Here is a 14514-nt window from a genome sequence, read left to right on the forward strand (position 1 = left end):
GCTGTCGAGGAGCAGCGCGCCGCCGAGTCGGTGCTCGCTCCGAACTCGAACCACCACGGCCACGTGGCCACGTCGTTCGCCTGGGCGTGAGCGTCGGCGCGCGGGTCCGGTTCACGCCGGGCCCGCGCGTCCGCCGTCACGACACGCACCGATGCCTCGCGCTTCCCCGAGCTCGTCGACGGAGCCCGGGCCGACGGCTCGAGGGTGCTTCGACGGGCTCAGCCCCCGGGCGTCCCCTGGTGGCCCGGCCGAGACCCTGCCGCCCGTGGCGCCCCGCGGCCCCGAGCTCGCAGGTGACCCGGCCGGCCCCTGCCGCCCCTGGCATCCCGAAGGTCCAGAGCTCGTGGGTGGCCCGGCCGAGACCCTGCCGCCCCTGGCATCCCGAAGGCCCAGAGCTCGTCGACGAGACCGGACCGCACCCCTGACCGAGGAGACCCCATGACCCCCGCCCCGCTCATCGTCGATGCCCGCCCGGCGCGCACCGGCGTCGAGATCCGTCCCCTCGACGAACGCCGGAGCCTGCTCACGGTCGGTGAGCGTCACCACATCGTCGACGTCCCCGCCGCGGTCGTGCAGGTGCTGGTGTGGGCCTGGCACGAGGGCCGCGACGACCTCGTCGGCGCCGAGTTCGCCGCGGCTGCCGAGGGACTCCGTCCCCTGCTCGCCGCCGCCCGGCCGGACGCCGCACCTCCGGGCACCGCCGCCATGGCATACCCACCCGCCGTACGCCCCGCGACGGGCCCGGCCGTGCGAGCCGTGCTCGCCGGTGACGACGACGTCGTGACCGCGGCCCGTGCACGCCTGCGCCCCGACGACGACGCTCAGCCCGCCCCCGAGGCGGCACCGCGCACCGTCGCCACCGCGGCCTTCTCGGCATCCCGGCTGCTCGTCGTCGCCCTCCGCGGCGGCCGGGAACGCGAGTTCGTCGACCTTGACCGCATCTGCCACGACCTGCGCGTGCCCTGGCTGCCGGTCGAGCTGTCCCGCGGGCGACTGTGGGTCGGCCCGCTCGTCACGCCTGGTGTCGGGGCGTCGTACGAGGACGCCGCGGCCCGGCGCCTGGCATCCGCCCGTAACGCCGACGTGCACCGCGCCCTGCGCACTCCCGCCGTGGGAGGCGATCAGGGACCGGATGCCGCTGACCTGCCCGGTCTGCTCGACGCGATGTGGGAGCTGGCCGCGGCCGCCGCCGAGGCCGTCGCGGGCGCCGCCCTCGACGAGGCCCCCGGCGATGTCGTGCACGAGCTGTGGCTGGACGACGGCGAGGTGCGCCGCGCGGCGCACCCGGTACTGCCCCTGCCGCACCGGCGCACGCGTCACCGCCCGCACGGTGTCGACGACCTGATCGACGAGCGCACCGGCGTCATCACGCGCATCCGCGACGTCCGCCACCACGGCCGCGTGCCCTCGGGGCTGGTGACCCGCCAGGCCGACGTCGCCGACATTCGCGCCGTCACCTCGTGGGCCAACAACGTGCTGTGCCAGGGCTCGGCCTTCGACGACGCGGACTCGGCGCACCACGCCGCGGTGGGCGAGTCGGTGGAGCGGTACTGCGGCAACATCCTCGACACGCTGCCGGTGCGCCACGGCTCCTTCGCGCAGCTGCGTCGCGCGGGCGTCCCCGCACTCGATCCCCGCCGGCTGGTGCTGTACAGCGAGCAGCAGTACGCCGCCCCCGGATTCCCGTTCGTGCCGCTCGACGCCGACCTGCCCGTGCACTGGGTGCCGGGTCGCTCGGCGCTGACCGGACGCGAGGTGTGGGTGCCGGCATCCCTCGTCTACGTCAACTGGTACTCGGCCGACGTCGCGGCAGCGCCCCCGACGAACTTCTGCGCCTTCGCGGGGATCGCCGCGGGACCCAGCGAGGACTTCGCCGTCACGAGCGCGATCGAAGAGGTCGTCGAGCGTCACGCGACGATGGTGTGGTGGCTCAACGCCCAGCCGCTGCCCCGCGTCGAGGGGGTGCCGACGCCACCGCTCGCCGCGGGGACGCGGGCGTCGTTCGTGCATCTCGACAACGAGTTCGATGTTCCGGTGGCCGCGGCGATCGTGCACGACGACGACGATGCGCTGGTCAACGTGGGGTTCTCGGCCCGGCCCGACTTCGCATCCGCTGCATCCAAGGCCCTCACCGAGGCGTACACGCTCCAGGAGGGCTCGCGCGACCTGCTTCACGCCGACGGCCTGCACTGGAGGGTGATGACGGAGGGCGAGCTGAACGGGCGCGCCTTCAAACCCTGGCGCGCCGACCGCCGCTACCTCGACGACTTCCGCGCCGACATGCACGACTGCGACGACCTCATGGTGCAGCAGCAGGTCTACCTCGACCCGCGGGCGGGCCGCCGCATGAGCCCCCTGCTCGAACCGGCCACCACGCGGTCGGTCGAGATGCTTCCGCGGATGGCCGAGCGCTCCCGGGTCGCCATGATCGCCGGGCTCGAGCGCGCCGACATCGAGCCGATCGTCGTCGACATCACCACGCCCGACGTCGCGAGCGCGGGGCTCCGCGTCGTGCGGGTGATCGCTCCCGGCACCATCGGCAACGCCCCGGCCGCTTTCCCCTTCCTCGGGCACGGCCGCGTGCAACGCATCGCGGTCGAGCTGGGGTGGCGCGACGAGCCGCTGCCGGAGTCGCGGATCAACCTGTTCCCGCTGCCGCATGCCTGATCTCGTCGCCCGCCCCGTGCGGCTGCGGCATCCGCCGCCCTTCCCGTCGACCTTCCAGCACCTGCAGATCGCGATGCCGGCGGCGGCGGGCGTTGATGCGCACGCGGTCGTGGTCGACCTCGCCGACGGGGTCGACGAGCGCCTCGTCGACGAGGCCGTACGCCGGCACTGGTGGTCGGCCGATCACGGTCAGCTGACGACGCGGCGGGCGACGGCGCGACAGCTCGCCGACGAGGGAGCGCCGGTTCTCCGACCGAGCGCCCTCGGGTGGGTCGACCCGGCCGAGCGCGCGCTCCCCGGTTTTCCGCTCGCCCCCGACGACGACGACAGCGAGCGTCTCTGGGTGCGCGCGCGTCGCGACGACGCCTGCGGCTCGGCGGAGGGATGGATGCCGTACACCCTCGCCGTCGCCCGCTCCGGCGACGCGCGTCCCGACGAACCGCTCGTGCACCCTCCGCTCCTCGGAGGCTTCGGCGCGGGAGTCGATCCTGGTGCGGCCCTCGACGCGGCGTGGAGAGCCGTCGTCGTGGAAGACGCGCTCTGGTGCTGGTGGACGGGTTCGGTGCCCGCGGCGTCCGTCGACGCGGCGCCGGAGGTGCGTCGCCTGTGGGCGGATGCCGACCTCGAGCTGACGCTGCGTCTTGTCGATGTCGGCACGCTCGGCCCCGTCACGGTGGCCGCGGTCGACGACACGACCGTGCAGACCGTCGGGGGCGGGTGGGGTCGCGACGGCACGGCGCAGCGCACGGCGATCGCGCGCGCCCTGTGGCAGCTCGTCATCGCGCGCGAACTCGACGATCCGGCCACCTCGCTCTCCGGTCCCGGTGTCCTCGCCCACCGCCCCGACCGCCGGTACCTGCCGCGGTCCCCGTCGGAGCGTCGGCGCCTTCTCGACCCGCTCGCGCACGTGCAGCTGGCGCTGGATCCACGCTCACGCGGCGACCTGCGGCGCCTCCTCGGCACCGGGGACGGGATGCCGCCCGCGCCGCGCGCCGGGGACGGGATGCCGCCTGAGCCGCCCGACGGCGCCGCGACGCCGCCCACCGGGGACGGGATGCCGCCAGCGCCGCGCGACGGGGCCCGGATGCCGCCCGTGCCGCCCGAAGGTGCCCCGACACCGCCCACCGGGGACGGGATGCCGCCCGCGCCGCGCGACGGGGTCCGGCCCGCGCCGGTCGGCGACGCCGAGGTCCGGCCCGGAGCCGCCGTCGAGACCTGGTCGGTCGCTCTCGCCCCCGACGGGCGGGTCGTGCGGGTGCTGTCCCCGGCGGCGATCCCGCTTCCTCTGGGCGCTTTCCGGCTCGATCCGGCGCTCGTCGCCCGAGCTTCGCGGCGCACGCACCGGCTGCCGACCCCGCGTGCGTTCGAACAGGCTCCCTTCCCCGGTTGGTGAGCGGGGCAGGACCGGCGCCCCGGGCACGACCGGCGGATCGATACGACGAGCGATGCCGTTTCGACCTCGCCACCGGGGTGATTGATGGTTCATTCATCGTGCTCAGCGGTCCATTCACGCCATAATCACGGAAGGAGGTTCGACTCAATGATGATCAGAACGATGGCGGCGGTGCTGGTGGCATCCGCTCTCTCGGCTCCCCTGGCAGTGCAGGGCGGGCCGACGGTCGACGCGAACGGTGACGCGATGATCGTCTCGGTCGACATCCCCGCGCGCACCGGCGCTCCGACGCCCCCGTCCACGGCAACACCGGCCCCGCCCGCGACCCCGGTGCCGACGGCGACCGAGAACCCCGCACCCGCCGCCCCGGGATCGGATGCCGATGACCTCCGCCCGGGCGCTCTCCCGGCCACGGGCGGAGAGATCGCGCTGTGGGGCGCGGCAGCGGGACTCGTGGCACTGACCGCCGGTCTCGTGATCCGCGCCGGGCGTCGCCGACGCGTCTGACCGGGCGACCCACCGGTCCGTACGCCCCTCGACCCGAGAGGTGTCTGCGGCGTCGACGCGCTGGGCGGGTGACCCACCGGTCCGTACGCCCCTCGACCCGAGAGGTGTCTGCGGCGTCGACGCGCTGGGCGGGTGACCCGCCGGTCCACGCGCCCCTCGACCCGCGACATGTCTGCGTGGCCGACGCGTCTGACCGGGTGACCCACCGGTCCACGCGCCCGTCAACCCGAGACGAGTCTGCGTTGCCGACGCGTCTCGCCCGCCCCCGCGCCGACGGTCCCTCGGCGTCGAGCTTCCCCGGGGGCCGCACAGGTGCCGAGGAATAGACTGGACGGCATCCACTCCGCTTCTCCGGGACCCTCCGTGACCACTTCCTCCTCGCCGCGAGCCTTCGACGTTCGCCACCTGCAGCTCGCGCGTGCCGCTTTCGCCGCCCTCGCGGCGATCATGGTCACCTTCTCCTCCGACCACTCCGCCCCGCTCGGGCTCGGCGTGTTCAGCGGTTTCGCGCTCGCCACGGGGCTCGTGTTCGCGCTCGCGGCCTGGCTGGTCTTCCCCCGCGACGAGCGCATGATCCCGGTCCTGCTGGCATCCGTCTCGATCATCGCCGGTCTGGTCACGAGCGTCGGCAGCTGGCGCACGACGGGCGTCTTCTTCGGCGTCGTCATCGCCTGGGCCATCGTGTCGGGACTCATCGAGCTGCTGGGCGCTCTGCGCGACCGCAAGGCGGGCCGCACCGCCGGTGTGCGCGACGGTGTGCTCGTCGGCATCCTGGGTCTCGTGCTGGCCGTCGTGCTGCTGCTGACGCCGATGCAGTACGCGCTCGACTACGACATCACCGGTGCCGGTTCGTTCACGCTGACCGGCATCACCATCGCCGTGGGACTCTTCGGCGGATACGCGGCTGTCATCGCCGTGTTCCTCGCCATCGCGGGCTTCTCGCCCCGCCGCCCCGAGCCCGTTCCGGCCGTATCCCCCGAGGAGGCCGCGTCATGACCGACAAGCCCACCACGCGTAAAGACCTGATGAAGCCCGTCCAGCTTCTCGGGCTTGCCTTCGTCGCCGCCCTGTTCGCCGGGTTCGTCACGCTGATGTCGATGGGCTTCTTCCAGACGCGCCCCGCGGACCAGCTGCAGAACGCCCTCGTCGTGGCACTCGTCGCCGCGGGCGCGACCTTCATCGTCGTCCTGGTGAGCGTGGCCCTCATGCTGCTCGTGATCGACCCTTCCACGGTCACAAAGACGGTCGATCGTCCGCTGCTGCTTCCCACGGACGCCTCGGATGCCGCGACCCCCGGCGCGACGACCCCGGGCGCCGCCCCCGCGACGGAGCGCTCCGTCGACGCCGAGCCTTCCGCCGACCCCGGCGACGGCCCGTCGTCGCCGAAGGCCTGACGGCATCCCTCTCGCTCCCGAACGGGGCCGGAGCCCGAATAGCCTCCCGACCGGGTGATCAGGGCTCGATCGGCATCTTTCCCGCGAACCGCTGGGCGATGCCCGTGCGTGCCCGTGCCCGTGCTCGTGCTTCGCGTCGTGGGGGGAGGGCGTGGGGTGAGCGGAGGGTGTGTTCGGCGCGACCTGTCCTCCTTTCGCCCCTGGTCCTCCGCTCGTCACTGGAAGCGTGCACGCGCTCGCGCCTCGGCCGGTTCCACGCCCGGGAGCTCACACCGCTCGCGGGCCGCTCACACCGGCCGCGGGCTGGTCAGGGCCGCCGCGGGTCGATCATCGTCATCCCCGCCGGTGACGCGGTGTCCATGGTGGGCAGCAGGTCGGCCGCCTGGCCGAGGCCGACCACCCGTTCGATCAGCTCCTGCGGACGCAGCGCGCCGCTCTCGATGAGCGACAGCATCTCGGGGTAATCCGCCGCGGCCATGCCGTGGCTGCCGAGGAGGTCGAGCTCCCAGGCGATCACCCGCGCCATGGGCATGGCGGTCATCCCGTCGGTGGTGGGCAGCAGGCCGACCTGCACGTGGCGACCCCGACGCCGGAGGCTCAGGATGCCATCCCGCGCTGTCTGCGCGCTGCCCACCGCATCGATCGAGACGTGGCTTCCGCCGCCGGTGATCTCGTGGACAGCGGCGGGGATGTCGGAGCCGTCGGCGACGAGCGTGCGTTCGGCGCCGAGCCGACGGGCGATGTCGAGCGCCGCGGGCGTGCGATCGACGGAGATGACCCGGGCACCGAGGGCGGCCCCGATCATGACGGCGCTCAAGCCCACGCCCCCGGCTCCCACGACCGTGATCCACTCGCCGGCCTGCACGCGGGCGCGGGCCGTGAGTGCCCGGTACGCGGTGGCGAAGCGGCATCCGAGGGCCGCCGCCGCCTCGAAGGAGACGCTGTCGGGGATGCGGACGACATTGGTGTCGGCGGCGCGCAGCACCACCCGCTCGGCGAAGGAGCCCCACTGCGTGAAGCCGGGCTGCTGCTGGTCGGGGCACACCTGCGCGTTGCCGCTCAGGCACCACTCGCAGGCGCCGCACCCCATGACGAAGGGGACGGTGACGCGGTCGCCCACCGTCCAGCGCTTCACGGCGGCGCCCACCTCGATGATCACGCCCGCGAGCTCGTGGCCCGGCACGTGGGGGAGGGCGACGTCGTCGTGGCCGACCCACGCGTGCCAGTCGCTCTTGCACAGGCCCGTGGCGTACACCTCGACGACGACGCCGTCGGCCGGAGCGCGGGGCGCCTCGACGTCACGCACCTCGAGTGGCTCGGCCAGGGCGTCCATGATCATCGCGCGCATGGCATCCATTCTCCCGCGAGCGTGGTGAGCGTTCAGAGCACGCCGCGGCTCGCGCGATACCTCGGCCCCCGCGCGCACCCTGACCCGGCCGCGCGATCAGCGATCGCGGGCCGGGCGGAGGGAGGTCGGGTCAGCGGCAGGTGGCCGCCGGGACGGGCACAGTCTGCACGCCGCGGGCATCGCCGGCCGTCGCGGTGACCGTCACCGAGGCGGCTTCGATGGCGGATGCTCGCGTCGCCTGCGCGACGGATGCCGACGATCCGGGCTTCATCGCGGTCAGAGTGCGCTGGCCCCAGGGTGAGGAGACCTCGGCGGTGACCGGCTTCGTGTCGTCGTTGCGCACCGTGGTGACGACGGTCACGCGTCCGCCGATGCAGCGCGTTGTCACCGTGGCGGTGGTCTTCGGCGCCACCGCGACCTCGACCTCGGGCACCACGATCTCGGGGATCTTCAGGTACGACCCCGGGGTTGCGAAGGTGAGCCGCAGCCCGGTGGCGCGGACCGGCTCGAAGCTCAGCACGGTCTTGGTGTTGTTGACGACCGAGGGTGCCGTGCCGGTCGGCGTGACCGGCGTCCACGCGCCCTCCGGCGTGCGGTACTCGGCGGTCACGCCGGTGACGTTGCCCTCGATGTTGGTGAACTCGACGCTGCCGATGCCGTGGGTCTTCTGCGTGGTGAGGGTGAAGGTCGAGCTGTCCTTCAGGGCGGTGTCGCTCCACGTCGACCACGAGGTGCCGCGGCGGCCGTCGCAGGCGAGGCCGGGCGCCATGGTCTCGTAGCGGGTCTGCCAGAACGAGGCGGTCACCGACGCGTCGGAGGCACGGCACACGTTCAGCGTCCCCTGGCCCCAGATCGACACCTCGGCGATGGACTGCCAGGTGTTCGTCTGCGTGGTCATGCGCAGGCGCAGGGCGCTCATCGGCGCGAGGGAGCGGGTGTCGAGCGTCACCACGGGGGCCGGCTTCGCGGCATCCTGAACGACGTCGGCGGCCACGGTGGACGGCACCCAGGCGCCGTTCGCATCGCGGTACTGCACCTCGATGCGCGAGGGCCAGGTGGCGGTGGGGCCGTCCTTGTAGGTGTCGACGACGACCGAGTCGATCGTGCGAGCGGTCTCCCACTCGAACGTCAGCCAGCTGTCGCGGGGGTAGCCGCTGCCCGACCAGTCGTCCCAGCCCTTCGCCGTGCTGCCGTCGATGACCGTGCGGGCGAGGTCGTTCCGGTGGGATGCCGAGACCCCGGCCTCGGGCGCGATCTGCACGATCCCGGGCTCGGCGACGTCGACCGTGCGGGTGAACGTGCGCCCGGCGGTGAAGTCGGCGTCGGCGGCGAGGGTGCCGGTGAGCGTGCGGGTGCCCAGACGCGTGGTGTCCAGCGACGACCAGGTCACCGCCACGTCGGTGCGGCGACCGTCGACGTCGACCGCGACCGACGTCGGGAGGCTGGTGGTGGATCCGCGGCGGACGCTGTCGGGCAGGCGGTCGTCGACGACCTTCCACGTGCCGTGGCCGAAGCCCTTGTCATCCCAGTACGAGGCATCCCACCCCGTGCCGTAGCGCGCGGGGTCTTCCGCCGCCGGGTTGTGCATCTCCAAGCGGCCGTTCTCCCCGACGGTGAGGGGAAGCCAGACGTAGGTGGAGTCGGCCCTGCCCTCATTCCAGCGGTCGCCCATGTAGACGAACTTGCCGGGCTCGAGCTCGAAGACGTTGGTGGTCTGCGAGCCGAACGTCGTGCGACGGGTGTCGCCCACCGAGAGCAGGCCGTCGCCGCCGTCGGGGATGCTGCTGTAGTACGTGTTCTCGTGCACGTCGCCGGCCTCGATGCCCCGGATCCACGTTCCCATGAGGTTCTGCGTCGTGTAGTGCGTCTGCGGGTTCGGCGCCCACCCGGTCGCCCCCGAGGTCACCACGCTGTACGTGCCGTCGCGCTCGAAGATCGCGGGGGCCTCGAGGTGTCCGCACTCCTTGACGATCTGGAAGTCCTCGCCCCGCACCGGCGCTTCGGGGGTGCCGTCGGCGAAGATGTACGGGTAGCGCCCGTCCTCGGAGTACTGCTTCACCCCGAGCGTGTCCCGGTCGGTGGTGTGGGTGACGTTCGTGTAGGTGTCATCCAGCTCGGCGACGTAAAGGGTGTAGTTCTCCTCCGACGAGTACGAGATGTACGCCGTGCCGTCGTCATCCTGGAAGACGGTCATGTCCCGCGCCTGACCGGGCACCGCGTATTGCGTGCAGGCCTGGTAGTTCGCGCGGTTGGGCATGCGGAAGGCGCCCGTCATCCGGAAGGGCCCCGCGGGGGAGTCCGCCACGGCCACCGCCGCCATGGAGCGCGCGTAGGTGCTGCCGCCGGGCTCGGTCCGGCCGTCGGCGTGCCACCACATGACCCACTTGCCGGTCTTTTCGTTGTGCAGCACCTTGGGCCGCTCGAAGATCGCCGTGTCGTCGGAGTTCTGCGTCGAATTCAGGTGGTAGGCGAGCGCGTCGATCTTCTCGGTGCGCGGCTGGCCGTTCTCGTCGACGGTGTCGTACAGCTCCTCGAAGTACGGCGTGAGCAGGTCGTCACGGGTCGAGATGCTCCGCAGCGCCGTGCCGAGGTTGGTCCAGTTCACGGCATCCGTCGACCGGTACACGCCGACGCCGGGGCTGTTCCAGTACCCGTTCGTGCGGTCCTCGCCGTACCAGTAGTAGACGGTCTGCCCGTTCTCCTCGGTCGTGACGACCTGTCCGCCGTGCGCCTGGATGTGACGCCCGTCGGTGTCGTACCACTTGGGCTGGAAGTAGTTCGCGGAACCGGCGCCGGGGTCGGCGAGGGGCTGGAAGTTCGTGTACGTGATCGGCGGGTCGGTGCGCGGCACCCCGTCGTTCGGGTCGGTGGCGACTCCCGTGGCGGCGGTCGCGGTCAGGGGGGATCCCAGGGCTCCGGCGAGCAGAGCAGCCGTTGCGGCGGCCAGCAGGCGGGGCATGAGCGGGCGTCGAGGCGTCATCGCGTCTGTTCCGATCCGCGCCGCGGCACTGCGGCGCTGAGCGACCCGGGGGTCGGGGGGATGTTGACGTCAACACACTACGGGGCAGGTCGTCGCGGCGTCCAGGAGTTTCTGCTCGAACCGCGCGACGAACAGGCGTTGAGTGTCCACGACACGCCGCTGTCACACGGGTCCCAGCGGCGTGTCTTGGACACTCAACGGGGGTGCGAGGCACGGAAGCGCAGGGTGACGCGCGCGCCACCCCACGCCTTACAGCGAGTCGACCACCCGCGACGCTAGCCCCGCGTACGCGGCGGGCGTGAGGGCGAGCAGGCGCTCCTTCGCGGCATCCCCGATGTCGAGGCCGCGCACGAACTCGGCCAGCTCGGGGGCGCCGACCCGGCGGCCGCGCGTGAGGTCCTTCAGCAGGGCGTAGGGGTCGGTGATCTGCGAGCGACCGGCCGCGATCTCGGCGCGCACCACGGTCTGGATGGCCTCGGCGAGTACCTCCCAGTTCACGTCGAGGTCGGCGAGCAGCACGTCTTCGGCGAGCGAGATCTCGGTGAGCCCTCGCTGCAGGTTGTCGAGCGCGAGCAGCGAGTGGCCGAAGGCGACGCCGATGTTGCGCTGCGTCGTGGAGTCGGTCAGGTCGCGCTGCAGGCGGCTCGTGACGAGGGTGGATGCCAGCGTGGCGAACAATCCGCCGGCGATCTCGAGATTCGCCTCGGCGTTCTCGAAGCGGATCGGGTTGATCTTGTGCGGCATCGTCGACGAGCCGGTGGCCCCGGCGACGGGGATCTGGGTGAAGTACCCGAGCGAGATGTAGGTCCAGATGTCGGTGGCGAGGTTGTGCAGGATGCCACCCGCGTGCCGCGCGCGGTCGTACAGCTCGACCTGCCAGTCGTGCGACTCGATCTGCGTCGTGACCGGGTTGAAACCCAGGCCGAGCGACTCGATGAACTCCCGGGTCAGCGACGGCCAGTCGACGTCGGGCTCGGCGGCGACGTGCGCCGACCAGGTGCCGGTCGCGCCCGAGAACTTGGCGAGGTACTCCCCGGCATCCAGCTGACGGATGACGCGCTCGAGGCGCCACGAGAAGACGCCGATCTCCTTGCCCATGGTGGAGGGCGTGGCGGGCTGGCCGTGGGTGCGCGAGAGCATCGCGGCGTCGCGGTGCTGGACCGCGAGCTCGGCCAGGGCCGCGGTGACGGCGCGGAGCTTCGGCAGCCACACGCGCTCGACCGCACGCTTGACGGTCAGGGCGTAGGCGGTGGAGTTGATGTCCTCGCTGGTGCAGGCGAAGTGCGTCAGCTCGGCGAGGGCGGTGAGGCCGAGGCTGTCGAGGCGGTCGCGCACGAGATACTCGACGGCCTTCACGTCGTGGCGCGTGACGGCTTCTTTCGCCGCGAGCCAGGCGATCTCGTCGGCCCCGAAGTCCTCGTAGAGTGCGCGGAGCTTGGCCCGGTCGGCATCCGACACCGGCGACGTGCCGAACAGCGAGCGGTCGGTCAGCGCGAGCAGCCACTCCACCTCGACCTCGACGCGGGCGCGGTTCAGGCCCGCCTCCGACAGGTAGTCGCCGATCTCGGACACGGTGGCGAAGTACCGGCCGTCGAGCGGGCTGAGGGGCTGCGGAGGCAGAGAGGACACGGGTCTCCCGAGGATCGCGCGAAAGGGTCAGCCCGCGGAACGGATGGCGGGCTCGAGCTGCCGGAACAGAGCGCGGCTGGCGCGTTCGATCATACCGAGCACCTCGTCGAACATCGGGGCCCCGGCGTAGTACGGGTCGGGGACGTCGAGGGTCTCGGCATCCGGAAGGAACGACTGCAGGAGGGCGATCTTGTCGGCGTCGTCGTCGTCGCGGGCCCAGCCGCGCAGGACGCGCTCGTGGCTGCGGTCGAGCGCGACGACGAGGTCGTTGTGCGCGAAGTCGGCGTACTGGAATTGCCGTGCGCGATGCGTGGCGCCGTCGTAGCCGAGCCGGTCGAGGGCCGCGATGGTGCGGTGATCGGCGCGCTCGCCGACGTGCCAGTCGCCGGTGCCGGCGGAGCTCGAAGCGATGCGGGCCCCGAGGCCGGCCGATGCCGCGAGGTGGCGGAAGACCACGTCGGCCATCGGCGATCGGCAGATGTTCCCGCTGCACACGAACACGACGCGAAAGGGCGCGTCGGCGGTGGCGGTCATCGTTCCATCATGGCGGGAGCGCGGCGCGACCGCACGCGTCGATTCCGCACGAGGGAGCTTCGGCCCTTCCTCGCCTCCGGTCGCGGGCGGGGTCCCTGCCCGTCGGCACGCTCAGGGCTGCAGCGCCGACCCGAACGGGGCCTCAACGGCGTTCGCGGTCCTCCCGGCGTGAGCGCAGGATGCCGCCCAGCACGGCGTTGATGATGCCGATCAGGAGCGCGGCGACCACCGTGAGCCAGAACTCGCCGGTGCGCAGACCCCAGTCCCAACTCTCCGTGATGACCGCCGTGAGCCACAGCAGGAAGCCGTTGATGACGAGCGAGATCAACCCGAGGGTGAGGATGTAGAGCGGGATCGCCACGATCTTCACCACAGTGCCCACGATGCTGTTCACCAGCGCGAAGATCAGGCCCACCAGCAGCAGGGTGAGCAGCACCTGCAGCCCGTCGCCGGGCGCGAACGGGATGAGACGCACCTGCAACGCGGGCAGGAGCGTGACGATCCAGATGGCGAAAGCGTTGACGGCGACGCGGACGACGAAGCGCATGCCTCCAGCCTGGCACGTGCCGACGCCGGACGGCAGGGCGTTGCGAGCGATCGAGGCGGCGTGAGGGCGCCGCGGATGCCGGCATCCATCGGTTCAGGAAGGAGGGAGGCCTGACGAAACCGGAGGCCCCGCGGATAGGCTCGCGGGGTGAGCGAAGAGAAGGTCCTGCCCCGTATCCGTCCCGAGATCGCCGCGCTGCCCGCGTACCGACAGGGCCGCCCGGCCGGCGCCGACGCCTTCAAGCTCTCGAGCAACGAGAACCCCTTCGAGCCCCTCTCCGGCGTGCTCGAAGCGGTCGCCGCCGCGGGTGCCTTCAACCGGTATCCGGATGCCACGGCCGCACGCCTGCGCGAGCGTCTCGCCGCGCGGTACGGCGTCTCGCCCGACGAGGTGCACGTCGGTGCCGGCAGCGTCTCGCTGCTCGCGCAGCTGTTGTTGGCGACCTCCGGCCCCGGCGACGAGGTCGTCTACGCCTGGCGGTCGTTCGAGGCGTACCCCTCGCTCGTCGCGGTGACGGGTGCGACGAGCGTGCAGGTGCCGCTGACCGCCGACGCCCGCCACGATCTGCCGGCCATGGCCGCCGCCGTCACCGAGCGCACCCGCGTCATCCTGATCTGCAGCCCCAACAACCCCACCGGCACCACCGTCGGCTACGACGAGTTCGCGGCCTTCGTCGACGACGTGCCGCGCGATGTGCTGATCGTCCTCGACGAGGCCTACGGCGAGTTCGTCACCGACCGCGGCTCGGTCGAGGGCGGGCGCGTGCGCGCCGTGCTCGACCGCCCCAACATCGTCGTGCTCCGCACCTTCTCCAAGGCCTACGGCCTGGCGGGCCTGCGCGTCGGCTACGCCATCGGCAACGAGGCGGTGCTCGACGCCGCCCGCAGCACCGCGATCCCGCTGTCGGTCACCGCCGCCGGCGAGGCCGCGGCGCTGGCGAGCCTGGATGCCGAGAGCGAGCTGTTGCACCGGGTCTCGGTCATCGCGGATCGGCGCGACCGACTGGTCGATCGCCTGCGCGACGCCGGGTGGGACGTTCCCGACGCGCAGGGCAACTTCGTGTGGCTGGCTGCGGGCGAGCGCACCGTCGAGGTGGCTGCCGCGTTCGATGCGGCCGGGCTCATCGTGCGCCCGTTCGCGGGTGACGGCATCCGCATCTCCATCGGGGAAGAGGAGTCACTGGACCGCGTCGTCGAGGTCGCCACCGCCACCGCGCCGCGCTGACGCGGCCGACCGTGCCGCGCTGACGCCGGTGCCCCCTCTCCGGTGACGTGCGCCTTCGGTACGCGCGGGATCGTTTCCCGCGTACATCTCGGTGAAGTCAACGGGCGAGGTCCCCGCCCTTCAGGCCCGTGAAACCTTCGTTGACTTCGGCCTTATGTACGCGCGGGGTGCTTCCGCGCGAACATTTCCTCGAAGTCAACTTCAGGCGGCGCGGTACGGCTCGGCGCGGCGCGGCTCGGCTCGGCGCTGCACGGCACGCGCGCACGCACACCACGCGACCGAGTTGTCAGA

General features: G+C 72.3%; 11 protein-coding genes. 6 read left to right on the top strand and 5 right to left on the bottom strand.

From position 1 onward, the window contains the following. The first annotated feature begins 438 nt into the window (after positions 1-438). The 5 genes from QE392_RS04045 (at position 439) to QE392_RS04065 (ending at position 5961) form a co-directional block, all read left to right on the top strand. Positions 439-2667, top strand: coding sequence for a TOMM precursor leader peptide-binding protein (locus QE392_RS04045; RefSeq protein ID WP_307448276.1), 2229 nt, complete (start codon positions 439-441; stop codon positions 2665-2667). Beyond that, positions 2660-4060: a YcaO-like family protein gene (locus tag QE392_RS04050; protein ID WP_307448278.1), complete on the top strand. Its 1401-nt coding sequence runs from the start codon at positions 2660-2662 to the stop codon at positions 4058-4060. The genes QE392_RS04045 and QE392_RS04050 overlap by 8 nt, the downstream gene beginning before the upstream one ends. A 147-nt stretch (positions 4061-4207) precedes the next feature. Beyond that, positions 4208-4567, top strand: coding sequence for an LPXTG cell wall anchor domain-containing protein (locus QE392_RS04055; protein ID WP_307448281.1), 360 nt, complete (start codon positions 4208-4210; stop codon positions 4565-4567). A 363-nt stretch (positions 4568-4930) separates the two neighbouring features. Further along, complete coding sequence (locus QE392_RS04060; RefSeq protein WP_307448284.1) at positions 4931-5563, top strand: acyl-CoA synthetase; 633 nt, start codon at positions 4931-4933, stop codon at positions 5561-5563. After that, a complete protein-coding gene (locus QE392_RS04065; protein ID WP_307448287.1) occupies positions 5560-5961 on the top strand; it encodes an amino acid transporter in 402 nt (133 codons plus the stop codon). The genes QE392_RS04060 and QE392_RS04065 overlap by 4 nt, the downstream gene beginning before the upstream one ends. 307 nt (positions 5962-6268) lie before the next feature. Here the strand turns inward: QE392_RS04065 and QE392_RS04070 are convergent, their stop codons facing one another. The 5 genes from QE392_RS04070 to QE392_RS04090 form a co-directional block, all read right to left on the bottom strand. Next, complete coding sequence (locus QE392_RS04070; RefSeq protein ID WP_307448291.1) at positions 6269-7309, bottom strand: zinc-dependent alcohol dehydrogenase family protein; 1041 nt, start codon at positions 7307-7309, stop codon at positions 6269-6271. Between the two features lie 130 nt (positions 7310-7439). Beyond that, the gene (locus QE392_RS04075; RefSeq protein ID WP_307448294.1) at positions 7440-10268 is read right to left on the bottom strand and encodes a discoidin domain-containing protein; all 2829 of its coding nucleotides are present in this window, start codon (positions 10266-10268) and stop codon (positions 7440-7442) included. A 270-nt stretch (positions 10269-10538) separates the two neighbouring features. Further along, on the bottom strand, positions 10539-11918 hold the full coding sequence (gene purB, locus QE392_RS04080; protein ID WP_307448297.1) for an adenylosuccinate lyase: 1380 nt from the start codon (positions 11916-11918) through the stop codon (positions 10539-10541). A 27-nt stretch (positions 11919-11945) separates the two neighbouring features. After that, positions 11946-12452: a low molecular weight protein-tyrosine-phosphatase gene (locus QE392_RS04085; protein ID WP_307448301.1), complete on the bottom strand. Its 507-nt coding sequence runs from the start codon at positions 12450-12452 to the stop codon at positions 11946-11948. Positions 12453-12594: 142 nt separating this feature from the next. Further along, the gene (locus tag QE392_RS04090; RefSeq protein ID WP_307448304.1) at positions 12595-12999 is read right to left on the bottom strand and encodes a phage holin family protein; all 405 of its coding nucleotides are present in this window, start codon (positions 12997-12999) and stop codon (positions 12595-12597) included. Between the two features lie 147 nt (positions 13000-13146). Between QE392_RS04090 and QE392_RS04095 the strand changes: the two genes are divergently transcribed. After that, a complete protein-coding gene (locus QE392_RS04095) occupies positions 13147-14223 on the top strand; it encodes a histidinol-phosphate transaminase (protein WP_307448307.1) in 1077 nt (358 codons plus the stop codon). The last annotated feature ends 291 nt before the right edge of the window (positions 14224-14514 follow it).

The organism is Microbacterium proteolyticum (assembly GCF_030818075.1).
Taxonomy (GTDB): domain Bacteria; phylum Actinomycetota; class Actinomycetes; order Actinomycetales; family Microbacteriaceae; genus Microbacterium; species Microbacterium proteolyticum_A.